Origin of the sequence: Ochrobactrum quorumnocens, assembly GCF_002278035.1 — a bacterium.
Taxonomy (GTDB): domain Bacteria; phylum Pseudomonadota; class Alphaproteobacteria; order Rhizobiales; family Rhizobiaceae; genus Brucella; species Brucella quorumnocens.
Window position 1 is genome coordinate 780,245 of the sequence record NZ_CP022603.1, and the last position, 23,219, is coordinate 803,463.

Genomic DNA, 23,219 nt, shown 5'->3' on the forward strand with positions numbered 1-23,219 from the left:
CAGAACGGCATCATGACGTAGTTGTCATCATCAAAATGCGTAAGGTCGAATATTGGTTCCGATAAAACTGCTTAAAGACGACATATGCGTGTTGTCATGACAACAAGACTCAACTGACCACCTATTGGAAAGATAAGGCACTCCCTAAATTATACGGGCCGTAATCTTACGTTACTGGAAAGACGATAATTCTATTTAAGTACCACCTAATGCTCCGCTAGATGACACATCCTCCCCTATCAATAACCAAAGATGTTAAATCTATGAGTGATAATTACACATTGCCAGATTTGTCTGGTGTCCTTCCTGTCCGCCCAATCCAAGTGAAAAAGCATGGTTTTGCGGATAAATGGAAACTGATGTTTCTCGCGATGATCTTCGCACTCATATCTGTCGTTGTCACTGTTGCGTGGGGACCAGGCTTGTACGCTGATTACCTCATCAAGAACGATCCACTGATCATTGAGGATGCTACTATTTTCGATGGTAACTGCCGCACCAAGAAAATGATCACCGAGTGCAAAGCGACCCTCTCTTACCGATATGAAGGCGAAAACAAACTCAAGTCCGTAGACTTTTCCTTCCTCAGCCTCTCCAGCGGCGACTATGAAACTGATGTTGTGGTTCAAAAATCGGACCCCAATAATGCAACCCTCACACTTGCGCTGGATGAGTTTTGGAACCGTCTTTCGGTCGGCGTCGTGCTTGTTGGCATCATGATTGCCACTTGCATCCTCTTCATCAAGCGTTTTGTTCTGATTTCAAGCTCCATCTCCGCCACAAAAACAGCTTCGATGTTGCGGCTAAGCTGGGCAAAAATTACCTCACGCAAAGAGAGCATGGGGCGGATAAAACTTGGCTACTCGCCTCTGGTTACACATTCAAAAAAGCGAACGATCCTGTCCAGCTTTGCGAAAAATGAAGTGCCTTATCTTCATTATGATGAGAAAAGCAATGAGACCTTCGGCCTTGTCGCGGTGCGCGCTGACGATAGGTTGCCTGTGCTGCTTGACGATCGGTTCGAAAGACTGGATTTAACGCCCTCTGAACGCGCAAGTGGGGAACAAGTGCTTACAAATCGGCTGGTTAGCTGAGAAGTCAGACGCACGGCAATCTAGCCCCTTGTCGAAACCATGGCCTGATACATATCCTTATACATCAAATTAGATAGGGAGACTAAAATGGGTGAAGCAGGTGTAGGCTGGATTGCTGCAATCATTATAGGCGGTCTTGCGGGCTGGATTGCATCCAACTTCATGAATAGCAATACAGGCATATTCATGAACATTATTCTTGGTATCATCGGCGCGGCAATTGCCAGCTTTATCTTTGGCTTTCTGGGCATCTCGTTCGGTGGCTGGCTCGGCTATCTGGTGGCTGGCTTCATCGGTGCATGTATCTTGATCTGGGTCGGGCGAGCGATAAGTTAGCACCAACTTCGTAATGAATAGAAGCCCCGCAAAGCGGGGCTTCTTCTAATTTGACGAATAATCAATCGACCGACACATCATGACGATATCGCTAATTTAAACTCCTTTTACATTGAAACGCGCCCCTCTTTGCGGCTATTAACAGATGCGTTGAAAGTTTGCGGAGTGGTGGGGTGATACGAATACTGTTTCTACTGCTGGGACGCGAAATTATTCAGCGGCACTGGAGAACCTTGCTGGTAATCTCTGCGCTCTGGATTATCGGTGGTGCACTGATCGTTATCGATGCACTTGACGGGAAAACCGTCTTACCAGCCCGTATTTTTGGCTATTTTCTTTTGCCCGAAGCCGCATTGTGCCTCTTCGCAGCCATTGCGAGCCGTGGCACTGCGCGTAGAATGCGCATCGTACAAGGCGTGGCGCTTCTTGGCGTAAGTATTCTGATCATCAGTTCGACACCTGCGAGCAACTTCGCACTCGCTGTCCTTTTCGGTCTATGTTTCCTCATCGACGGCATTGTACGTATCGGCAGCGCCTGGGTGGTGCGATATCCCCGCTGGAAAGTCGGTATGGTGGGCGGCATCGTCGAAGTCTTGCTTGCAATTGCAACACTGCAGCCTTGGCCGACATGGTACGAAGGCACAGTCGGTACAAATGTCGGCGCTGTTCTCATTCTAACTGGCGTTGGCCTGCTTAGCATAGCGTTCCGAATAAAGCGGTTGGGAGCAGATGCCTCTCTGACAAGTATTCTCAGCAGAAATCCCTTCAACCAACGCGCGGCAAAGCTCTATCGAAAACGAAGTGCCAGAAACCGAAAAAAGCTTATCGTTCACGTCTGGACACCCACCGGCACAGCAATGACATCGCTCCGGCAAAGAGCAATCAATCGCTATATTGCGGCTGTTGACAGCAATGGTGTTATTTCTACAGGACACGCGGCGCTGGAAATGGCTCCCGATATTTATATCAGTCATTACCCCGCAGCTGAAATCGACCGCAACCCAGATGAATTCAGCCGCACCTTGCGAGCCACAGCCGACAACAATGTTGTTGGTCGGTTTTTGCCGAGTTATGAGGTTGAGTCTGGCGAATGGTGCCCATCCACGGTGCAAGTCGAAATCAATAATATTGACGCAACTCGCCTTAAAACATTCTGGAAGCATTATCGTTCAAACGACACTTACAACCTGACCAACAGGAACTGTTCAAGTGCCGTGGCCGATGCATTGGATGCAGCGCTGGAAGGCGTTTATCGCGAACACAGGTGGCCTGTCTTCAAGGCACTTCAGGCTATCGTATTCCCTGAGCTTTGGGCTGCAGGCCTTATGCGCAAGCGCGCAGAATCTATGGCGTGGACGCCGGGACTTGTACTTGATTACGCACGCGCTCTATCAGCATTGGTGGACTCCAACGGCCGCCCAACAACAAAACAAAGTTTCCGGCTTGTGAAGAAGTATTCCCCTCGCAAGTCAAAAGCGACGATAAGCTAAAAATTCAGGTGCTCCAACAAGGCATCTGAATTAACTTGATTATTATACTCATATTAATTAGGCCTTCTTGATCAGTTCAAGCCATCGAATGGATCAAGCAAACGTGCATTTTTCAAACGCCATCCGAACCTACCCTCTGCGCAGCATCGAAAAAATCGTGCTCGCATTGATGCTATTCGTTGGCCTCCAGCTTACAACTCAATCGCCAGCCTTTGCGGAGAGCGGAAATGCGCAACGCATTATCTCGCTTGGCCCTGAAGTCACTGAAATCATATTCGCGCTTGGTGCAGGGGATAAGGTTGTCGCGGTTGATCGGAGCAGCAAGTATCCTGCCGAAACCGCCAACAAGGCCAATGTCGGCTATCGTCGAAGCCTATCTCCTGAAGGCATATTTACGCTTAACACAGACCTGATCATTGCGTCTGAAGATATCGGCCCACCGGAAACGACTGATGTACTCAACCAGTCGCCAGTCGAAATTTTCTATGTGCCGGTCGACAACAGCCGTGCGGGTCTGATCAAAAAGATTGAGCTTATCGCAAAGAGGCTTGATCTCGAGAAGCAAGGCCGTGCCCTAACGCAGAAAGTCGTAGAAGACTTCGATGCGGCAACAGCCTATGCCGGCAAGATTTCAGCGGATAAACAGAAGAAGGTTGTCTTCTTTCATGGTCTCGCCCGGTTAAGTGGCGCGGGTAGCGACACGGCGGCCGACGCATTTATCCGCTATGCGGGTGGGATCAATCCACTGTCGGTCTATTCAGGCTACAAACCCGTCTCAGAAGAATGGCTGGTCAAGGCGGAGCCAGACGTCGTCCTCATGCTCTCAGACGGCAATGGGGGACCGACCCGCGAAGACGTTTTCTCTGTGAAAGCCTTACAGCGGACACCCGCTGCCAAAAATCATGCGCTGATCGTTCTGGAAGGGCCTTACATGCTGGGATTTGGCCCAAGGACTGCGGAAGCAATCCGAAAATTAGCCGCAGCACTTTACGAATAATACAAAAAACCCCTCCATAGGAGGGGCTTTCTGTTTTTAATGCGCACGAAAAGACTATTCAAAATCTTCCGGCAGCAGTCCCTGCGGGAAGTTCTGATAAGAAACAGGGCGCAGGAAGCGACGAATGGACATGGTGCCAACGCTCGTCGCACCGAAGTTCGTTGATGCCGGATATGGGCCACCATGAACCATCGAGTCGACAACCTCCACACCGGTTGGGAAGCCATTGACCAGCACACGCCCGGCTTTACGCTCCAGCACGGGCAGAAGACGGCGTGCGTCTTCCAGATCGCCAGCATCCATATGGATAGTGGTGGTCAGCTGACCTTCAAAGCCACGAGCGAGCTTTTCCATCTCGTCGACAGAACCAACGCGAATGACCAGACCAAGAGGGCCAAAGACTTCTTCGCCCAAAGCATGGTCAGACAGGAAACGCTCGCCGGTCGTTTCAAACAGATTTGGTGAAGCCTGACGACCCGATGACTCGGTTTCATACAATGGCTTGACGGCATTGCGCGTATCAAAACGCTCCTTACCGTCATGGTAAGCCTGTGCAATACCATCGGTCAGCATAGTCTGCGGACCAACCTTCTTGAGGCCATCAACAGTCGCTTCCGTAAAGCGATCAGCGTCAGCACCATCAAGAACAACAGCAATGCCCGGATTAGTGCAGAACTGGCCTGCCCCCATGGTCAGCGAACCTGCCCAGCCCTGTCCGAGCGTTTCGGCACGTGCCTTCATTGCCTCTGGCAACAAGAACATCGGATTGACCGAACCAAGCTCACCGAAGAACGGAATTGGTTCCGGACGCGCTGCGCAAAGATCAAACAATGCACGGCCACCACCGAGAGAACCGGTAAAGCCAACAGCCTTGATGTTTGGATGCTGCACAAGCGCATGACCGACATCGCGACGACCGCCCTGAATGAGCGAGAACACACCCGGATGAACTCCGGTCTTGGCGATTGCAGCTTCAACGGCTTGAGCTACGATTTCGCCCGTGCCTGGATGAGCGGAGTGGCCTTTCACGACAACTGGGCAACCGGCTGCAAGGGCCGCTGCGGTGTCGCCACCAGCGGTCGAAAATGCCATCGGGAAGTTGGAGGCACCGAAAACGGCTACAGGTCCGATTGGACGTTGAACGAGGCGAATCTCTGGGCGTGGAGCAGGCTGACGATCAGGAAGCGCTGCATCAAAACGACGATCAAGGTAATCGCCTTTTTCGATATGATCAGCGAACAGACGAAGCTGGCCAGTCGTGCGTCCAGTTTCACCCTGAAGGCGTGCTTCAGCCAGACCGGTTTCTTGCGAACCGATGACGACGATATCGGCAATGCGTACTTCAATTTCGTCAGCAATTGCGCGCAGGAATGCTGCACGGTCGGCACGGGTCGAATAGCCATAAGTCCAGAAAGCATCTTCCGCAGCTTCGCAGGCGCGGTTCACCAGATCAACAGTTCCAACTGCGAAAGAATGGGCAGGCCCACTTGCTGGTGCAGACTGAAATGTGCCGGCTCCGTCGAGCCATTCGCCAGCAACAAGGTGTTTTCCTTTGGGCGTGAATGCCATTCGTTCATCCTCCTGTAGAAATCGGCGTGCAATTAAGCCAGTATCCACCGCATCTAAATTGCACTTGCCTAATGTTTGTATACATTATGTGCGCAGATATCAATTGCCTGTGGGGCCTCCCGTCAGGCTTAGCCATGAAAGACGCATGATGAGCGAGACCACTATCCTGAGCATTGCAACGCTTCACGACCGCGTAGAGGCGATTTTTCGTAAAGCAGGTCTCAACGCAATACAGGCTGGAGCCGTCGCTCGTGTGATTGTTGCGGGTGAACGCGACCACTGCAAATCCCACGGCATATACCGTATCGAGGGTGCGCTTCGCACAGTCAAGGCCGGTAAGGTAAAACCGGATGCAATTCCTGAAATCGTTACTCAGGAAGCATCGAGCATTGTGCGGGTGAATGCCAATTATGGCTTCGCAAACCCTGCCTTCGAGACGGGTGTACCGGTATTGGCAGAGCGCGCGCGCAAAAATGGTATTGCAGCCCTCGTCATCAATGACTGCACGCATTTTTCAGCACTCTGGCCGGAAGTCGAAGCGCTGACCGCCGAAGGCTTGGCTGCCCTCGTCATGTGCCCAAGCTATGCAACGGTAGCACCAACGGGCGGCAACAAACCGTTGCTCGGCACCAACCCATTCGCATTTGGCTGGCCGCGCAAGGAAACATCGCCATACGTCTTCGACTTTGCAACATCTGTCGCCGCACGCGGCGAGATCGAGCTGCATCGCCGAGCAGGCAAGCAATTGCCTGAAGGCTGGGCATTAGATGTCGACGGCAATCCGACAACTGACCCGGAAACAGCTTTGGCTGGTGCTATGTTGCCATTCGGTGGGCACAAAGGCTCAGCAATCAGCACCATGGTTGAACTGCTTGCAGCAATCATGATTGGCGATCTGACCAGCCCGGAAGTACTCGATTTTCTCGGTACAACCACACTTTCACCGGTACATGGCGAGCTTATCATCGCGTTTTCGCCAGAAGCATTCGCTAAAGGCCGTCCCGGCGACCCATTTGCCCGCGCAGAAAGCTTCTTTGAAGCCATCGTCGGCCAGGGTGCACGTCTGCCCTCGCAACGCCGTTTCAAAGCGCGCGCTGAATCTGAAAGCGAAGGTATCAAGCTCACCAAGGCCGAAATCGACCAACTCGATCTGCTCTGGGCCAAAGGCCTGGATGCCATTTCCTGAACAAAAAAGGCCCTCCAAACGGAGGGCCTTTCTTTAAGCTTGCGACTAAATTAGGCCTTGTACTTCTGTACTGCGCCGGGAAGCTTGCTCCACTCGGCATACCAGCTGTTAAACAGCTTGAACTGCGCTTCGACATATCCCCGCTGACTATCGGAAAGAGCATCGGTTTCATTGAAGTGCAGCGTATATTCCTTATCGCCCTTCAGAACCATCATGTGCTTGAAATAGAGCACAAGATCCGGACCTTCATCAAAGGACGAAAGCACGGCAAGCGCCTGCTCGAGTTCAAGCGCGCGCTGGCGCGCATCAGCATCGCCCGCAGCTGCAGCCTGCGAAAGCTTGCAAAGCTGGATGACTTCCTTCGGCAGAACGTTGCCGATGCCCGTGATCGCACCAGTTGCACCGCAGTTTACAAAGCCATGGACTACTGCCGTATCAACGCCGATCATCAGCGTTACATCGTCATCGCGGCTGGTGATGTTTTCAGCCGCATAACGCATATCAGCCGGACCACCGAATTCTTTGAATCCCACAAGGTTCGAATGCTCTGCACGCAAAGCAAAAAACAGATCGGCGCGGGTTGCGAAGCCATAATATGGGCTGTTGTAGATGACAGCAGGAAGATCAGGAGCGGCAGACAAGATGGCTTTGAAATGAGCCTTCTGCGCTGAAATCACAGAGCCACGCGACAGAACACGTGGGATTACCATCAGACCCTTGGCACCAACCTTTTGCGCATGTGCTGCGTGAGCTGCAGCAACGGCTGTGTTGACCGCACCCGTGCCTACGATCACAGGAATGCCTGCTGCGGTAAGACGCGCAACGCCTTCCATACGCTGCTCATCGGTCAGCAGTGGCCAGTCGCCCATCGAACCGCAGTAAACGACAGCCGACATGCCAGCCGCGATCAGTTCCTTGCCTTTGCGCACCAGCGCATCGAAATCAGGCGTACGATCGTCCTTGCATGGGGTCATCAGAGCCGGAATCACGCCGGAGAAAATATTGGCAGCCATCTAAAACTCCTCTCAGGGCATTTCCAGTAAAACTGCAGAGCAGCTTTGCAACGGACAATGCAACAAAACAAAAAACAGCGCAGTTGAAACTGTCGTGGCGTATTGCCTCGTATCAACTCTCTATAACTGATATATCAGTATGTATTTTATTTGTCGACAAAAATTAGACAGGTCTACAAACTTATTTCCAGACGGTCGTCACGCATCACCAGTTTCTGCACTTGCCGCACAATCTGCTCGGCGTGTTCATGCGCTAATTGCTCGGCAAGTTTGACGTCACGCGCGGCAATTGCTGCGATCATTTCGTCGTGCTCTTCCACAAAACGTTTTGGCAGCCGATCATTATAAGACTGATAGTAAAGTCGCAGAATACGACGTCCCTCATCGAGAAGACGCTTGAACAATGTAATGAAATAGGGATTGCGCCCCGCTTCCGCGATCGCCAGATGCAAAGCCGCATTGGTGGCAATCATGCCAAGCGCGTCCTGTGCTTCAACCGCTGCCGCGAACTCTTTCTGATGCGCCGCGATGATCTCCAGATCTTCGGGACGATGGTTTTTGGCTGCAAGCTGCGTAGTCACGCGATACATCAGCGTCAAAGCATCGAAATAGGTATGCATATTGAGGAAATCGATATTTGACACCATGGTCGAGCGGTTTGGCAACGTATCAATCAACCCCTCGCCTGCCAGCCGCACCAACGCCTCCCGGATTGGCGTACGGGACATTTTGAAACGCTCGGCAAGTTGAACCTCATCAATTGAGTTACCGGGCGGCAGAACCAGATCGAGAATTTCATCGCGTAGCAGGTCATAGACCATTTTAACGCCCGATCCACGCTTACGCTCATTTGTGAGGATGGCTTCACTATCCGTCATAGGCTTATCCTTCTGTCGGAAATTTAAGCGTTTCCCGAAAAGTGCGAAGCGGTTTTCGGGAAACGCTTTAAGACAAATGATTAGAGCGCCAATCTGATACAATCAGATCGAAACGCATTCTACGCGAAAGGTTCAGTTGGTCCCTTGGCAGGTTGCGTGAACCACTCAGGGCCTTGATCCGTCATGTAAATATGGTCCTCAAGACGCACACCAAACTGCCCTGGCACAACAATCATCGGTTCATTGGAGAAGCACATGCCCGGCGCGAGCGGCAACTCATTGCCACGAACAATATACGGCGCTTCATGGATTTCGAGACCCAGGCCATGGCCTGCGCGATGCGGCAGGCCGGGCAGTTGGTAGTCTGGTCCGAGACCATGCTTGACCATCACAGCGCGGGCGGCATCATCAAGTCTGGAACAGGCCGCACCAACTTTTGCTGCATCAAACACAGCCTGTTGCGCCTGTCGCTCGATCGTCCAGATGCGCTCAAACTCGGCTGTCGGTTCTTCCAGCATATAGGTGCGCGTCAGATCAGAATGATAGCCATCGATCCGGCAACCTGTATCAACGAGAATGACATCACCGTTCTTGTAAAACTGCTCACCATCGGCACCATGCGGCAGCGATGTTGCCTCACCAAAAGAGACAATGCAGAAAGTTGAGCCACCAGAGGCGCCCATTTCGCGATGCTGCTCATCGATAAAACGCACGACCTCTGACGCGGCCATGCCCGGACGGATGAACTGGTGCGCACGGCGATGAACCTCAAGCGTCAGCTCCATGGCATATTTGATAATGCCGATCTCTGTTTCAGACTTGCGAATACGCTGCTCACGGATAATTGGCCCTGCATCGACAAGACAATCAGCACCGATTTCGTTGCACAAAGCATTATAGACAAACAGCGGCACAGCATCGTCAACGGCTAGTGTGTCACCCGCTTTTAACAGCGAGGAAACCAGTGCAGCACTATTCTCTTCTTCCTGCCAGACGCGGATTTCGCCCGGCAAATGCGGAAGGCTTTCCACGCGGCTCTGCTCAAAACCCGGAACAATATAAACAATGTCTGTCTGTGTGATAATGGTACCGAGCAGGCGTTCACTCGAATGCCAGACAAGACCTGTGAAATAACGCAGGCTTGCGGTTGACCCAAGTAGCAGAGCACCAACGCCTTTTTCGCTCAGAGAACGGCGCAAAATTTCCAATCGCTGCAGCCGCTCATCATTGGAAATACGCGGTGCATGGGTTGTGACAGACATTCCTTATTCCCTTCAGCAAATGCCACTCCTACCGTGACATGCTGAAAGGATAAATCTCTGTACGCAATTTGTCGACAGGGTCAGATTTTCACAAGACCCGTCCGTTTCAAAAGCCCCATCAGCAGCAAGGGCAGCAGTGTTGTCAGCAGAATCGCGATAAATGCCATCGCCATGCCAAGACCAACTGATCCCTGCTCAAACTGTCGCCAGATGAAAATCGATATGGTCTGCATACCAACAGGAGCAACAAGAATCGATGCCACCAGTTCACGCGTCGCCACCGCAAAGACCAGCAGCATCGCAGTGATAAGGCTGGGCGCAATCAGCGGCAGCATGATGCGGCGGAATGTAGTAAAACTGCTTGCACCACATACCCGTGCCGCTGCTTCGAGATTATCGCCGATCTGGTGAAACGCAGCTGTCGCGTAGCGAATTGGCTGCGGCAGCAAAATACAGCAGTAAGCAAGCAGCAGGATCAGCGGTGTATTATAAGGCGAAATGAGCAGCGATGGCTGGTTCCATGCGAGGATAAGGCCGACAGCAACAACGACACCCGGCAGGGAATTCGGCAAGACAGTCAACACATCCAGCCAGAAACGCCCACGGAAGCGCATTTTTACCACCGCATAAGCGGCAACTGCACCAAGAAAGCCAGTCAACAGAGCGCTTGCCACGCCAAGCGACAGACTATTGACCAGCGCGCGCATGGCACCCGCGCTATTATCAGCAATATCTGCAAAATTATCGAAGCCAAGATTTGCAGGCGTCAGTCCACCGGAAATTGTCTTCGACATTGCCGTCGCAAGGATTGCAAGGAGCGGCACGCCGGTTGCGGCGAAAGCTATCACAGCAAACAAAATCACGACCGGGATTTTGAGTGTTCCAAGATCCCGCTTGTCTTTGTTCTGCGGCTTGCCGCCTGTCGTTACATAGGAACGACGCGTCAAAATCCAACGCTGAAACATGAACGCTGCGAGCGAAAGACAGACCAACGCTAACGAGAAGACCGCCGCTCCCGAAAGATCAATCGGCCAGTCAGATATTCTGAGGTCGATTTCCGTTACCAGAACTTCAAAACCAGAACGCCTGCCAAGTGCGGCAGGTGTTCCGTATTCCTCAATGGCAGAGGCAAAAACGAGCAACAAGCTTGCGGCCAGTCCGGGCGTTGCCAATGGCAGCGTGATCCGGAAGAACGAACGCCAGGGCGAAGCACCAAAAACACGCCCCACATCCGAATAACGTGCTCCGACTGCTTCGATGGTGCGCGAAACCGCAAAATAGACCAATGGAAATGTATTGAGCGCCATGACAAATGTCATGCCCGCAAGCGAGAACAGAAATGGCGCGAGATGGAAGCCCGTAAGCTGATCGAGATAGCCGCGCGGTTGTAATGTCATGATCCAGCCAAGCGTTGCGATATAGGGCGGGATCATGAAGGGCACCAGCATCAATACGTCCCACACCAACGCGAAAGGCACTTTATACAGTGCCCGGAATACCGCCAGAGGCACTGCAATCAGCGCCGACAATGCCACCACGCAAAGCCCGAGCAACACAGTGTTACCGGTCATGCGCAAGAGCCTGGGATCTTCAAAAAGAGCTGGCAAATGGGCAAAGGGTGCAGTCAGCAGACCTTGGCCGATCTGCGGGAAAATGGCTTGCAGAACGATGAAAATGAATGGAACCGCAACCACAATCGCGAGTCCGATGACAGCCACAAAGCCAAGGGGATTTGAAGCAGTAGCGGTCTTAGCACTCATGATAGCCTCTGCGGTCGCCGAGCAGCATATACAATATATCCACTCGCTCATAATCTAGTGAATTGAAAGAATAAGAGGCTCTCCCTGAAAAACAGGAAGAGCCGTTTGAACGCGCATCTGATCCGAAAACTGTTTCACAATTTTCGGAATGTGCTCCAGATCTTATTTCTTCGCGCCGAAGATCGCGTTGAATTCCTTCAACGTTTCGTTGCGCTTGCCGTAAACGGCTGCTGCGTCGATCTTCAGAATCTTCAGATCGCTGATCAATGGACGGTTTGCTGCAATGTCAGAACGCGCAGGCATCAAATAGGTATCCGCCACCATCTTCTGACCTTCATCCGACAGCATGTAATCGATGAACTGTTTGGCTTCATCCTGGTTTTTCGACCATTTGAGGATCATGGCCGGACGCGGGGCAATAACCGTGCCCGATTCAGGGAATATGACATCAATTGCTTCGCCCTTGGCCTTACCTGCGAGCGAGATGTAATCGACTGCTCCAAATACAGCGGCCTTTGAACCCTGAAGCACCGGGTTAAGCGCTTCGGCATTGGCACCGGCAGCAGCTGCACCATTTTCATGCAGATGTTTGAAAAGGTCCCAACCCTGCTCTGTCTGCAAAGCTGCAACGAGTTCGAAAGTTGCACCCGACTGCGCTGGATCAGGCAAATTGACCAGGTCCTTATATTCCGGCTTGGCAAGATCTGCCCACTCGGTTGGCTTCGGGGTCTTGCTGTTTGGATTCCATGCGATGCCAAGTGCCGAAACGCCCTGGGCAACAGCTGTTTCATTCTTCAGAAAATCAGGAACCTTTTCAGCATTGGGGCTCGTATAGGCCACAAGCCAGTCGCGCTTTGCAAAATCGGTTGCTGTATCCCATGACGCTGAAATCAGAACATCTACAACCGGATTGGCAGCTTCGGCTTCAATACGTGCCATGACCTTGCCGGTCGTTGCCTGAAAGACATTGACCTTCGTGCCAGTCTTGGCGGTAAAGCCTGCGGCCAGACCTTCGATCAGCTTGCCCGGACCTGCCGAATAGACGGTGACGTCAGCAAATGCAGCCGTGCTGGCAAGCAGTGCTGCTGCAAAGGCAAACGTGGTGCCAATAAGGGACTTCTTCATAAATCTCTCCTGAGATGCAGTGACGTGAAGTGATTGTTACGAGAACCAGCGCAGCTGTTCTGTATCGATGGCAATGCCGACCGGCATACCGGGCGAAAGCCGGCTGTGATCGAGATAGGTCAGTTCATGTCCGGCATGATGTGCGCCAATACGAACCGTTGTCAGATGGCCATCTCCGCGGAAATGAGTACGTAAGACTGTTGCCCGAATTGCCGCATCGTCGATTGCAACGCTGCGCACCGAGCGCGATGGCAGAAGGACATGCGTCGCATGTGGCGGCATGGCAACATGGCTCAACCGCACTTCAGTTTGAGAAATACGATAGAAGCTATTTTCACGTTCCACCGGCACCACACAGCCAAGACGCAGGAAATCCGCAACAGCGGGTGTTGTAGGATAGGCGACCAGCATTTCAGGTGCTGCAAGTTGTTCTATTACCCCTGCCCGCATGATCGCCACCTGATGCGCCAGTGAGAAAGCCTCACTTTGATCATGTGTAACGTAGATTGCAGTCAGACCGAGATTGGCGACAAGCTGACCGATCTCACTGACCATGTTTTCGCGCAATTCGCGATCAAGGTTCGATAACGGCTCATCGAAAAGCACCAGACCAGGCTCGGCAACGATCGCACGTGCAATGGCTACACGCTGCTGCTGACCACCAGACATGTCGCTGATTGAGCGATCCCCGAAACCCGAAAGGCCAACGCGATCCAGCGCCGACTTCACACGCTTTTCGCGCTCCGCACGTCCTATACCGCGCATCTCCAGCGGAAACGAAACATTCCCGTATACTGACATATGCGGCCAGAGTGCATAATCCTGAAACACCATGCCAAGATGACGTTTTTCCGGTGGTGCAAAGGTGCCGTTCGTAGCATCAGCTACTTTTATACCATTGATGGTGACAGACCCCTTGGTCGGAGCCAGCAATCCGGCGACAAGCCGCAGAAGCGTCGTCTTTCCACATCCAGACGGACCCAGCAGGGCAAGCGTTTGTCCCTTTGGAAGGGTCAGATCCACGTTTTTGAGGATCACGCTGCTGCCATAGGCAAGGCTTAGCCCGGAGACTTCAACAGCAGCTTCTGCGTGTAATTGAGTTTCATGTAGCATATTCGCGCAATCTGAATGGTTTGCGCGCTTTTATTCCGGCCTCGTGACAGAGGAATGACAAAAACCACATGGCGCAGAACCACAGCGATTCAGCACCTACTAAAATAAGAAGAAGCCAAACAAAAGAATCATCTCTATAAGAAGCACTGGAGTTGATACCGAATGCAGTAAATAGTATAAAATTGATATTTTTTGTATAAAATTGACACTATAGCTCTATTAACGAAATTATTTCCCGTTCAAACTTAACGGAAACTGAACTAACAGGACATTATATTTAAGTTTATTGCAATTTCAGGAGATAAAAATCGTTAGAAATGTTGATATGGGCTTGAAATGCCCATACACTAAAAAACTAATAAGAAAAACAAATACATATACTTGTAATGCAAAATACCTTGGAGGACGGCCGATTATCGGTCCGTTTGGAGCATTCAGGAGGGACTATGTGTATTAAGTTTAGTACGCTTGCAGGAATCTTTACCGCAGGCTTGTTGATACCGACCGTTGTAAACGCGCAAACGACTTCTACGCAGTTCACAGTTCAGATAACCATAGCAGGCGCCTGCCAGATCAACTCGGCAACGAATTTGGATTTTGGCACGCACGGGGTCCTGGCGGCGAACACCGATGCGACCAGTGTCGTGACGGTTCAATGCACCAATACCACTCCTTTCAATATTGGCTTGAGCGAAGGCGCAGGATCAAACGCCTCCGTCGCCAGCCGTCTTATGACAGGAGCCGGCGGCGCGACAGTTACCTATTCGCTGTACCAAACAGCCACACGTGACACGGTTTGGGGCGCCTCTGTTGGCACCGACACTGTTTCAGGAACGGGCACAGGTGCGGCTCAGCAGTTCACTGTCTATGGCCGCGTCCTCCCTCAGAACACACCGGCCCCCGGCGTCTATACCGATACGGTTACTGCGACGATAACGTATTGAACGTAAAGGGAGACTTGCATGCGTATTCTCATACTTGCAGCGCTGGTTGTTGCTGGCCTGCATATTTCTTCTGCGCAATCAAACGCGGCATCGTTAAGAGTGTCTCCGGTTCTGATAGACCTTAGCGCCCCAACGGCCGCGTCCAGCGTTCGGATTTGGAACGATGCAAAACGCCCCATCAACGTACAGGTCAGAATATTCCGGTGGAGCCAGAGCAATGGCGTCGATAGCTATACCCCCGCCACAGATGTCGCCGTAAGTCCGCCGATCTCGCAACTGAAGGCGGGCGGCGAAAATATGGTTCGCGTGGTTCGCACATCAAAGCGGCCGGTCAAAGCAGAAGAAAGCTACCGCCTGATCGTGGACGAGTTGCCAAGTTCTTCACAACAGAAGTCGGGAACCGTCAATCTCGTCATCAGACATTCTATTCCGGTTTTCTTCTCACCACAGGACAACAGCGGTGCTGATGTGGCCTGGAATGTGCAGCAAAAGGCTGGCGGATATCAAATCACGGTCAACAACCGGGGAGACAAGCGCATGCGCGTCTCCGATCTGGCGTTACAGAACAAAGGCGGTGCGCCCGTCGCACAACAAAAGGGACTTGTGGGCTATGTGCTCGGGAAATCGAGTGTTTCCTGGTTCATCCCCGGTACACGCAATAATCGAGGTGGTGGCTCGCTGACGATCTCAGCACAAAGCGAAGCTGGCCCGATTAATGCGCAAGCGAACGTCAGGGGCGGTTGACCTTGCTGTTTTGACGATTGCTTGTCTGACGATCTTCTCAGCCTTTCCGAAGGCTGCAGCTCAAGATTTGCCACCCCCTTCGGCAGGAATCGTTAGTCCTGACGATGAATTTCAAGAGCTGCAACTCGAGGTCTTCGTGAATGGTTCATCTTCGGAGTTGATTGCTGCCTTTCGTCAAACACCCGACGGGCTCCTGTTAATAGAGTCCCAGCAACTGAAAAATGTCGGCATCAAGCCTGCGAAGGAAGCGACAAGGGAGGACGGCTGGGTCGATATCGGCCGGCTACCCGGTGTGGTGGCAACTTATGATGAAGAGAACCAGACTGTAAGCTTTGACGCCATGGAGGATAGCCGTGCGGCGCGGATCATTGATGCGCAAGCAGATGAAACACTGCAAGCCAGCGAGGAGGAAGAGCCAGTCGTAACAAGCAATCTGGGAGGGTTGATCAACTATACCGTCTATGGATCGACTGGTGGTTCGAAATGGGACGACCTGACTTCATTCCAAGGTGTTTCAAGCCTGCTTGAAGGACGTCTGTTCGGTCCTTATGGTGTGCTGACGTCATCGCAGATTTTAAGCTCTTCAGACGCGGCAAACTTTGGTTCTACGCGACTTGATACACGATGGTCCTATTCCGATCCGACGCGCCTGATGACGTATAACGTCGGCGATATAATCTCTGGTGGCCTATCCTGGACACGCCCAACTCGCTTGGGCGGCATACAAATACGCCGCAATTTCACGCTGCGCCCCGATCTGGTAACGATGCCGTTGCCAGAGCTTTCCGGTTCTGCCGCAGTGCCTTCAACGATCGATGTCTATGTCGACAATGCTCAACGCGCCTCACGTTCGGTTCCATCGGGACCGTTTTCAATCACCAATCTACCGATCATTACAGGTGCTGGCACAGCGCGTCTTGTGGTGCGCGATGCGCTTGGCCGTGAAACAGTCTCGGAGACGCCATTCTATGCGTCGTCTGATCTTTTGGCTAAGGGACTTGCAGATTTTTCCGCCGAGATTGGTTTTGCCCGCCGCTATTATGGTGTTGAATCGAATAATTATGATGAGCGCCCGATAGGCTCTGCAACACTCCGCTACGGTCTGACGAACAACTTCACCATAGAAGCCCATGCCGAAGGTGCCGAAAATTTTTACAATGCAGGCGCTGGCAGCGTCTTTAATGTCGGCACTTTCGGCGTTGGCTCCGTTGCGGCATCCAGCAGCCGCTTTGGTGATGAAACCGGCTATCAGGTTGCCGCAAGCCTCGAAGCTGAACTCTGGAACATCAAGTTTTTCGCAAGAACACAACGGACTTTCGGCGACTTCAATGACATGGCTTCCGTCACCGCCGATATCGCCAGGTTTGGGCTACCCTCGACGCTTTACAATGCAAAGCCACCGCGATCGCTCGATCAGGCTTCTATTGCCTTGCCTCCCATATTCGAGAACCTCAATCTCAACTTTTCATACGCGCAATTGGAAACGGCGAATTTCGACAAGTCCCGCATTGTCAGCATGACCGCAACCAAACCCATCGGACAGAAGGGCAATGTGTTTTTCTCCACCTTCACTGATCTCGAACGCAAAGGCTCCTTTGGCGTCTTCGCCGGTCTGTCATGGATGATGGACGGCAATATTACTGCATCGACCGGCATTTCTTCAGATGATACCGGCACGAGTGTCACTGCAGACCTCATGAAATCCGAGCAGCCTGTCGTCGGTAGTACAGGATGGCGTGTCCGCGGCTCTTATGGACAAAATGACATCATTGCCGCCAGTGGCAGCTATCGCAGCTCGATTGGCCGCGCCGAGGCCGGTGTCGAAAAGTTTAATGATAGTGTGCGCGGGACAGCACAGTTTGAAGGCGCAATCATCGTGGCAGGTGGCGGTGCGTTTCTCGCCAATCGCGTCAGCGACGCCTTCAGCGTGGTTGACGTTGGGGCGCCTGATGTAGAGGTCTTTTATGAAAACCGCCCAATTGGCAAGACCAACAAACGCGGCAAGCTGCTCGTGTCGGATCTGCGTTCCTATGAAGACAACGCCATTTCAATTGATCCATCGAACCTACCACTCGATGCGAGTGTAAGCACTACGCGTCAGGTTGTACGCCCGAGTGATCGCAGCGGTGCTGTTGTCGATTTCAACGTATCTGCTGACACCAGACCTGCATTGATAACCATTCGCAACGAGGCAGGTGATTATATTCAAACAGGCGCATCAGCCCAACTCAATGACGATGAAACCACGATCGTCGGCTATGATGGTCAGGTCTACGCTGAGAATATTGCCGAAACAAATACGCTGATTATTCGGCAGTCAAACGGTGAAAACTGCACCGTCACTTTCACCGCTCCTGCAAAAGCCAATGAACGCACAACGATACCTGATGCCGTGTGCCGGAAAGACCCATGACAAAACAACTCCTGATTTTCATTGCTGCACTATTTCTGAGCGTCACAAGTGCGAGCGTGGTGATTGCTCAAACCTGCACGTCCACCATCTCGGACATGAATTTCGGCACGGTCAACCTCCAGGCCGGCGGGGCTATCGACACAACAGCAGTGCTCAGCGTTACCTGTTCAAGTTCGCTTAATCTGCAGCTGCTTATGCGGGTATGCCCAAATCTCAACGCCGGAAGTGGAGGAAGCTCCGGGAGCACACGTTTGATGACCAATGGCGCCAATACATTATCCTACCAATTTTTTCAGGACGCCAACCGGACAGTCCTTTGGGGATCATCTACCAACACAACATTGGGCTCCGTGCCAGCGATCGATGTCATAGCACCTATTCTGGGGCCGGGTACGGCAACCCGTACAATTTATGGACGCATACTCGGTTCACAGGCGTCCAAACTGGCAGGAACCTATTTATCAATGTTTTCCGGTGGACAGGCACGCATAAACTACGTTCGCTATCTCTTGGGGGCTCCCGACTGTTCGACAGTCGCCGACAATCCGATTCAGCCAAGCTTCAATGTTCAGGCAATTGTCAATCGCAGTTGTACAGTGTCTGCAAGCCCCCTCAATTTTGGAACTCACAGTGCTATGACGTCGAATATTGACGCCAATGGCGCGCTAACAATTAACTGCACACTGGGTCTGCCATATAGCATTTCGCTGAATGGCGGTTTGAGCAATGCTCAACCGACACAGCGCCGAATGACACTTGGCTCAACCGCGATCATTTACGGACTCTACTCAAATAGCACACGCACCGTCCCATGGGGCAATACGGCTGGTCAGATTGTATCAAGAACTGGAACCGGAGCAACGGAAAGCGTTCCGGTTTATGGCCGTGTCGCGCCCCAGGCGACCCCCACTTCGGGAGTTTATACGGACACGGTTGTTGTGACGATCAATTATTAAGCGCACAAAAAAGAACCCGACCTGAAAAGGTCGGGCCAAGTTTCACGACGGATGGAGATAGAAAGTATTATCAGTCGTGCTTATGCTCCTCGTGCTTGTGCTCCTCGTGGTTATGTCCGGCTTCGCCCGCATGGACCTTACCAGAGCCGCCAACTGCAACGACGTTAAAAGGCTTGCCGGCAACTGCAATATCGCCTGCTTTTTCAAATGAGACTGCATTAACGAGATGCAATTGCCCTTTAAGCGGATCACTCACAACGACGTTGTCGCCTGCAACTGCAATACGTGGGCGCGGATCACTCCAATGACCATCCATGGAGTATGGCTCGGTCAACTTGATCGATTTGACGATTTCACCTTTGAGAACATCAAGCTGGTGAAGCTGGCCATCCTCAGTGAAGACATAGGCAAACTTCGGGCGCACCGGATCAACTGCAAAATGTACGCGCCTTGTTGGAAGCTGAACCAATCGGAAGCCACCATCAGCTTCTGAAGGATCGACCAGAACAATCCGGTCAGGTCCATAGTTGCCGATGAAATATTGCAGCCCCTTGCCACCGATCAAAGTGGATGAACTGCCTTCGGGTAGCGATTTTCCGTAAGGCAGATGCTTGATAACAGGTTTGTCACCATCCTGTGTGATGAGCAACAACCCCGTATCACAGGCAAGAGCATAAATGCTGCCCGAACCAGCAGAACCGTGCAGGCCGGGGCATGCAACATCGTCGCCAACTTTATTGCCCTTGAAGTCAACAATGCGCGCGCCGATTGGTCGCTTGGATGCATCTTCCGGGTTTGGAATCGTTACAACAGCATAATTATCATACGGAACCGACACGCCGTGATGCGGAGCGACAACATTGGCTGTCTTCACCTCGAGCTTTTCGCCGAGAGCCGACTTTTCGGTGAAGAAACGCGCCGCATCTTCTCCATCAAACCACTGCGCAATGTTGCCCTGTCGTTCGACAAAGTGCGCAGGCTTCAATCCCGACAACTCAACCTTGAGAAGCTTTGAATCATCGACATCAATATCAGCATGATCGCCATGGTCATGGAATGAGATTCCGGTCGAAATAGCGGATACCTCGCCCGCAGATCCCTGTACAGCGTATACTGTTTCTCCGCTTTCGCTACGATAGAGCGATGCTGGACCCTTGATCTTGAAACTCTCTAATTTGTCGCCATCGAGAGCATCAATGACATTGACGACAGGCTCGGCATGGTCAGACACAAATAGCCGCCACGCGGTCACATTGTCTTCTTCGGCCAGCGCATTTCCGCTCGTCATGCAGACGGCCATTGCAAGCGCCGAAGCAGTCAGCATCAGCTTTTTCATGGAACTCTCCTTATTAATGATATTACATAACATTGAAAGACGCAGTGGTAGTGATAGAGACGCAGTGGCAGTGATATTGACTGCACTTATTGGGGGGTGATTGCTGCCCGGATGGTTTCGGTATTGTAACGCATCATGTCGATGTAAGACGCGGCGGGACCATCGGGTGCGGACAGTGCATCAGAATAAAGCACCCCACCGAGTTTGAGCCCGGATTCAGACGCAATCTGTTCGACGAGACGCGCATCGGCGATATTTTCGGCGAAAACAGCCGCAGCTCGGTTCTCCTTGATATCGCGAACGACGCCTGCAACATCGGCAGCAGATGCTTCAGATTCTGTTGAGACGCCTTGTGGCGACAAAAACTTCACGCCATAGGCATTCTCAAAATACCGAAATGCATTATGGGCAACGACTACAACGCGCCGATCCTGCTGAATGGATGCAATTTTGCTCCTGATCTCGGCATCCAGCGTATCCAATTCCTGCTGATATGCAGCAGCGTTATGCTTGTAAGTATCACATCCCTTGGCATCGACTTTGCAAAAAGCTGAAACGATATTCTGAACATAGATCCTGGCATTGCCCACAGACTGCCAGGCATGGGGATCGAATGGCGCTTCATGGAATACCGCCTTGGTACCGTAATAGTGGTAATGACCGCCATTCGGGTCACGCAAAATCTCGGCGCCTTCAGTCGCCTCAACAATCTCGGCCTCCGTCCCGCTCGCTTCGACAAGCCGGGACAAAAAGCCTTCCAATTGCAGACCATTCACCAGAACCACATCAGCTTTGGCCATTGCGATGGCATCCGACGGTTTCGGTTCATAGACATGGGCGTCACCATTGGGGCCAACCAGCGTGCGCAGTGTGATTCTGTCGCCGCCCACTTTCTGCGCCATATCACCCAAGATGGAGAAGCTGGCAATAACCTTGAGTTTTTGCTCTTCTGCGCCCGCTTGCGAGCAAGCCACCAATGTTGCGACACTCAATGCAAGGGCAAGTTTCGATTGCCTCATCATTTCAATAAGTCCTTCTGATTGTTAGGCAATTTTATGCGATGTTCGAGACCTGCGTGTCACAAGCACGCCTCGGGTTCCCGCGAGCACCGAGATAAAATAAACGGCTCCCGCAGAAAGAATGATGGCCGGTCCAGACGGCAGCGACAGATGATAGGACAGCAGCAAGCCGGATAGCGAAGCGCCAAGCCCAAAGACCATCGCCAGAATGCACATGGTTTCAACGCGGTTTGTCCAGAAGCGCGCCGATGCGGCAGGCAGGATCATCAGCCCCACGGATAGCAACGTGCCCAACGCCTGAAAGCCCGCCACAAGGTTGAGCACCACAAGGCCAAGGAAGATGAAATGCACCGGTGAGCCGAGCCGCGAAACCGAGCGTAGAAACAAGGGGTCAAGACATTCAGCAATCAGCGCGCGCCAGAATACGGCGAGCGTTCCTAACGTCAGCATTGTGGTCAGCGCAATCAGGAACAGCGCATCATTATTGAGCGCCAGTACAGTCCCGAACAAGACATGCATCAGGTCAACACTTGATCCACGCATCGAAACCAGCAGGACGCCAATTGCCAAGGATATCAGATAGAAGGCGGCCATCGAGGCATCTTCCTTCTGGATTGTCAGGCGTGAGACGGCACCTGCCCCCAGCGCCACCACTATTCCGGCGATCATCCCGCCAATGGTCATCGGAACGATTTCCAAACCGTAAAACAGGAAGCCGGCAGCAGCGCCCGGCAGAATGGCGTGGGACATTGCATCGCCAGTCAGGCTCATACGGCGCAGCATCAAAAATACACCCACAGGACATGCGCTGATAGAAAGGAAGATCGCCCCCAGCAATGCCCTTTGCATAAAGGCAAATTCCGCGAACGGAGCGATAAAGAATTCATGAAAATGAGTGGTCATGCTGCGTCCTTATTGAACGCTTGCACACCGGCTGAGGCGGGCTGATGGCTGTGCTCAGCCTCACACCAAGGCGCTGCATCGTCCCAGGCTTCATGGAAATGACGAGCGCGCGCAAGATTTTCGGATGTCAGCACTTCATCTGCATTGCCCCAGGCAACTGCTCGACGCGCCAACAGCAATGCTTCAGGAAAATTCTCCCGGACCAGATCAAGATCATGGGCGACAACCATGACTGTACGCTTCTCATGATGCCAGCCCTTGATCAGTCCAATCAGGTCGGCAACAGTTTTCTCATCAACTGCATTGAATGGCTCATCCAACAGGATCAGCTCGGCATTCTGGACAAGCACCCGCGCGAACAATGTGCGCTGGAGCTGCCCGCCAGAAAGACTATCGAGTGGACGTCTCTCAAAGCCTTCCAACCCAACCGCTATGAGCGCATCGGTCAACGTCTGTCGGTCGCGGGAATTATGTCGGCCCAACAGCCCACGCCTTGGCCACAGACCCATTCCAACGAGATCGATGACACGCGCTGGAAAAGAACGATCCAGCTCCGATTGCTGCGGCAGGTAGGCGAGACTTTGCGTCTTGCTTGCAATGCACAGACCCGACATTGGCCGTAGAATTCCCGCTATACCCTTCATCAAGGTGGATTTTCCCGAGCCGTTTGCCCCGACAACCGCAGTCAGCGACCCCCTACGGACCACACCACTGAGATGATGGACCGCCGGGTGGCTGTTGTAGCCAAGCGTCAGGTCACGGAAAGTCAGGCATGCATCAGTCATGGATTCCAGCGCTTCTACTGATCGAAATGGGATCGTGAAACGATCCATACATGTAATGTTATTACATTAAGAGAAGCCATCGCAAGCAATATTATGAGAAATCCAGTCCAAAATATCCGATGCGATGCAAAACGGGTGCTTTCCCCTTAAGATTCAGCGAAAATCTGCTGTTTCCTGCATTAATTTCTGGTGCTTGGGGATCAGAAATGGATAATGTAATCCGGTCCTTCGCTGGCGTTTTGGGCAATATAACAGAATGCTGCGGCAAGACCCTGATCGTAAAATCCAATCTAAGG

20 protein-coding genes are annotated in these 23,219 nt (G+C 52.3%); 9 read left to right on the forward strand and 11 right to left on the reverse strand.

Annotation, left to right across the window (positions count from 1 at the left end):
* Window positions 1-221: 221 nt before the first annotated feature.
* From CES85_RS03760 to CES85_RS03775, 4 genes are all read left to right on the forward strand, one after another.
* A complete protein-coding gene (locus CES85_RS03760; RefSeq protein WP_157743398.1) occupies window positions 222-1,094 on the forward strand; it encodes a hypothetical protein in 873 nt (290 codons plus the stop codon).
* Window positions 1,095-1,181: 87 nt separating this feature from the next.
* Complete coding sequence (locus CES85_RS03765) at window positions 1,182-1,430, forward strand: GlsB/YeaQ/YmgE family stress response membrane protein (RefSeq protein WP_095444706.1); 249 nt, start codon at window positions 1,182-1,184, stop codon at window positions 1,428-1,430.
* A gap of 173 nt (window positions 1,431-1,603) precedes the next feature.
* Window positions 1,604-2,920, forward strand: coding sequence for an HdeD family acid-resistance protein (locus CES85_RS03770; protein WP_244923216.1), 1,317 nt, complete (start codon window positions 1,604-1,606; stop codon window positions 2,918-2,920).
* 88 nt (window positions 2,921-3,008) lie between these two features.
* Complete coding sequence (locus CES85_RS03775) at window positions 3,009-3,917, forward strand: heme/hemin ABC transporter substrate-binding protein (RefSeq protein ID WP_244923217.1); 909 nt, start codon at window positions 3,009-3,011, stop codon at window positions 3,915-3,917.
* Between the two features lie 54 nt (window positions 3,918-3,971).
* On the opposite strand, the gene CES85_RS03780 is transcribed toward CES85_RS03775, so the two are convergent.
* Complete coding sequence (locus CES85_RS03780; RefSeq protein WP_095444708.1) at window positions 3,972-5,486, reverse strand: aldehyde dehydrogenase (NADP(+)); 1,515 nt, start codon at window positions 5,484-5,486, stop codon at window positions 3,972-3,974.
* 148 nt (window positions 5,487-5,634) lie between these two features.
* Here CES85_RS03780 and CES85_RS03785 point away from each other — a divergent pair, with 148 nt between their 5' ends.
* Window positions 5,635-6,672 (forward strand): Ldh family oxidoreductase, encoded by a 1,038-nt coding sequence (locus CES85_RS03785; protein ID WP_095445682.1) that lies wholly within the window; start codon window positions 5,635-5,637, stop codon window positions 6,670-6,672.
* Between the two features lie 50 nt (window positions 6,673-6,722).
* Here the strand turns inward: CES85_RS03785 and CES85_RS03790 are convergent, their stop codons facing one another.
* The 6 genes from CES85_RS03790 to CES85_RS03815 all read right to left on the reverse strand — a co-directional run bounded on the left by CES85_RS03790 (window position 6,723) and on the right by CES85_RS03815 (window position 13,823).
* Window positions 6,723-7,685 (reverse strand): dihydrodipicolinate synthase family protein, encoded by a 963-nt coding sequence (locus CES85_RS03790; protein WP_095444709.1) that lies wholly within the window; start codon window positions 7,683-7,685, stop codon window positions 6,723-6,725.
* 173 nt (window positions 7,686-7,858) lie between these two features.
* Complete coding sequence (locus CES85_RS03795; protein WP_095444710.1) at window positions 7,859-8,563, reverse strand: GntR family transcriptional regulator; 705 nt, start codon at window positions 8,561-8,563, stop codon at window positions 7,859-7,861.
* Window positions 8,564-8,682: 119 nt separating this feature from the next.
* Window positions 8,683-9,825 carry a M24 family metallopeptidase gene (locus CES85_RS03800; RefSeq protein WP_095444711.1) on the reverse strand — a complete coding sequence of 381 codons (1,143 nt, stop codon included), beginning with the start codon at window positions 9,823-9,825 and terminating at the stop codon, window positions 8,683-8,685.
* Window positions 9,826-9,905: 80 nt separating this feature from the next.
* Complete coding sequence (locus CES85_RS03805; RefSeq protein WP_095444712.1) at window positions 9,906-11,585, reverse strand: ABC transporter permease; 1,680 nt, start codon at window positions 11,583-11,585, stop codon at window positions 9,906-9,908.
* A 162-nt stretch (window positions 11,586-11,747) separates the two neighbouring features.
* Window positions 11,748-12,710 carry an ABC transporter substrate-binding protein gene (locus CES85_RS03810; protein WP_095444713.1) on the reverse strand — a complete coding sequence of 321 codons (963 nt, stop codon included), beginning with the start codon at window positions 12,708-12,710 and terminating at the stop codon, window positions 11,748-11,750.
* 36 nt (window positions 12,711-12,746) lie between these two features.
* Window positions 12,747-13,823, reverse strand: a complete 1,077-nt coding sequence (locus CES85_RS03815) for an ABC transporter ATP-binding protein (protein ID WP_095444714.1) — start codon at window positions 13,821-13,823, stop codon at window positions 12,747-12,749.
* Window positions 13,824-14,269: 446 nt separating this feature from the next.
* On the opposite strand from CES85_RS03815, the gene CES85_RS03820 reads away from it, so the two are divergent.
* From CES85_RS03820 to CES85_RS03835, 4 genes are read left to right on the forward strand one after another with little or no spacing between them, the layout of a single operon-like run.
* A complete protein-coding gene (locus CES85_RS03820; protein ID WP_095444715.1) occupies window positions 14,270-14,767 on the forward strand; it encodes a Csu type fimbrial protein in 498 nt (165 codons plus the stop codon).
* A gap of 18 nt (window positions 14,768-14,785) precedes the next feature.
* Complete coding sequence (locus tag CES85_RS03825) at window positions 14,786-15,511, forward strand: fimbrial biogenesis chaperone (RefSeq protein WP_095444716.1); 726 nt, start codon at window positions 14,786-14,788, stop codon at window positions 15,509-15,511.
* Complete coding sequence (locus tag CES85_RS03830) at window positions 15,483-17,924, forward strand: fimbria/pilus outer membrane usher protein (protein WP_095444717.1); 2,442 nt, start codon at window positions 15,483-15,485, stop codon at window positions 17,922-17,924. The genes CES85_RS03825 and CES85_RS03830 overlap by 29 nt, the downstream gene beginning before the upstream one ends.
* Complete coding sequence (locus tag CES85_RS03835) at window positions 17,921-18,880, forward strand: Csu type fimbrial protein (protein WP_095444718.1); 960 nt, start codon at window positions 17,921-17,923, stop codon at window positions 18,878-18,880. The genes CES85_RS03830 and CES85_RS03835 overlap by 4 nt, the downstream gene beginning before the upstream one ends.
* Before the next feature lie 70 nt (window positions 18,881-18,950).
* On the opposite strand, the gene aztD is transcribed toward CES85_RS03835, so the two are convergent.
* The 4 genes from aztD to aztA form a co-directional block, all read right to left on the reverse strand.
* The gene (gene aztD / locus CES85_RS03840; protein WP_095444719.1) at window positions 18,951-20,216 is read right to left on the reverse strand and encodes a zinc metallochaperone AztD; all 1,266 of its coding nucleotides are present in this window, start codon (window positions 20,214-20,216) and stop codon (window positions 18,951-18,953) included.
* Between the two features lie 86 nt (window positions 20,217-20,302).
* Window positions 20,303-21,238: a zinc ABC transporter substrate-binding protein AztC gene (gene aztC, locus CES85_RS03845; protein WP_095444720.1), complete on the reverse strand. Its 936-nt coding sequence runs from the start codon at window positions 21,236-21,238 to the stop codon at window positions 20,303-20,305.
* Window positions 21,239-21,259: 21 nt separating this feature from the next.
* A complete protein-coding gene (gene aztB / locus CES85_RS03850; protein WP_095444721.1) occupies window positions 21,260-22,138 on the reverse strand; it encodes a zinc ABC transporter permease AztB in 879 nt (292 codons plus the stop codon).
* Window positions 22,135-22,923: a zinc ABC transporter ATP-binding protein AztA gene (aztA, locus tag CES85_RS03855; protein ID WP_095445683.1), complete on the reverse strand. Its 789-nt coding sequence runs from the start codon at window positions 22,921-22,923 to the stop codon at window positions 22,135-22,137. Before aztA ends, aztB begins: the two co-directional genes overlap by 4 nt.
* Between the last annotated feature and the right edge of the window lie 296 nt (window positions 22,924-23,219).

Bases quoted from the DNA above. Each gene is read 5' to 3' on its own strand.
- CES85_RS03820 (WP_095444715.1), top strand. From the start codon at position 14,270: ATGTGTATTAAGTTTAGTACGCTTGCAGGAATCTTTACCGCAGGCTTG.
- CES85_RS03805 (WP_095444712.1), bottom strand. From the start codon at position 11,585: ATGAGTGCTAAGACCGCTACTGCTTCAAATCCCCTTGGCTTTGTGGCT.
- CES85_RS03760 (WP_157743398.1), top strand. From the start codon at position 222: ATGACACATCCTCCCCTATCAATAACCAAAGATGTTAAATCTATGAGT.
- CES85_RS03795 (WP_095444710.1), bottom strand. From the start codon at position 8,563: ATGACGGATAGTGAAGCCATCCTCACAAATGAGCGTAAGCGTGGATCG.
- aztA (WP_095445683.1), bottom strand. From the start codon at position 22,923: ATGACTGATGCATGCCTGACTTTCCGTGACCTGACGCTTGGCTACAAC.
- aztB (WP_095444721.1), bottom strand. From the start codon at position 22,138: ATGACCACTCATTTTCATGAATTCTTTATCGCTCCGTTCGCGGAATTT.
- CES85_RS03810 (WP_095444713.1), bottom strand. From the start codon at position 12,710: ATGAAGAAGTCCCTTATTGGCACCACGTTTGCCTTTGCAGCAGCACTG.
- CES85_RS03790 (WP_095444709.1), bottom strand. From the start codon at position 7,685: ATGGCTGCCAATATTTTCTCCGGCGTGATTCCGGCTCTGATGACCCCA.
- CES85_RS03765 (WP_095444706.1), top strand. From the start codon at position 1,182: ATGGGTGAAGCAGGTGTAGGCTGGATTGCTGCAATCATTATAGGCGGT.
- aztC (WP_095444720.1), bottom strand. From the start codon at position 21,238: ATGATGAGGCAATCGAAACTTGCCCTTGCATTGAGTGTCGCAACATTG.
- CES85_RS03800 (WP_095444711.1), bottom strand. From the start codon at position 9,825: ATGTCTGTCACAACCCATGCACCGCGTATTTCCAATGATGAGCGGCTG.
- CES85_RS03785 (WP_095445682.1), top strand. From the start codon at position 5,635: ATGAGCGAGACCACTATCCTGAGCATTGCAACGCTTCACGACCGCGTA.
- CES85_RS03830 (WP_095444717.1), top strand. From the start codon at position 15,483: ATGCGCAAGCGAACGTCAGGGGCGGTTGACCTTGCTGTTTTGACGATT.
- CES85_RS03775 (WP_244923217.1), top strand. From the start codon at position 3,009: ATGGATCAAGCAAACGTGCATTTTTCAAACGCCATCCGAACCTACCCT.
- aztD (WP_095444719.1), bottom strand. From the start codon at position 20,216: ATGAAAAAGCTGATGCTGACTGCTTCGGCGCTTGCAATGGCCGTCTGC.
- CES85_RS03780 (WP_095444708.1), bottom strand. From the start codon at position 5,486: ATGGCATTCACGCCCAAAGGAAAACACCTTGTTGCTGGCGAATGGCTC.
- CES85_RS03815 (WP_095444714.1), bottom strand. From the start codon at position 13,823: ATGCTACATGAAACTCAATTACACGCAGAAGCTGCTGTTGAAGTCTCC.
- CES85_RS03835 (WP_095444718.1), top strand. From the start codon at position 17,921: ATGACAAAACAACTCCTGATTTTCATTGCTGCACTATTTCTGAGCGTC.
- CES85_RS03825 (WP_095444716.1), top strand. From the start codon at position 14,786: ATGCGTATTCTCATACTTGCAGCGCTGGTTGTTGCTGGCCTGCATATT.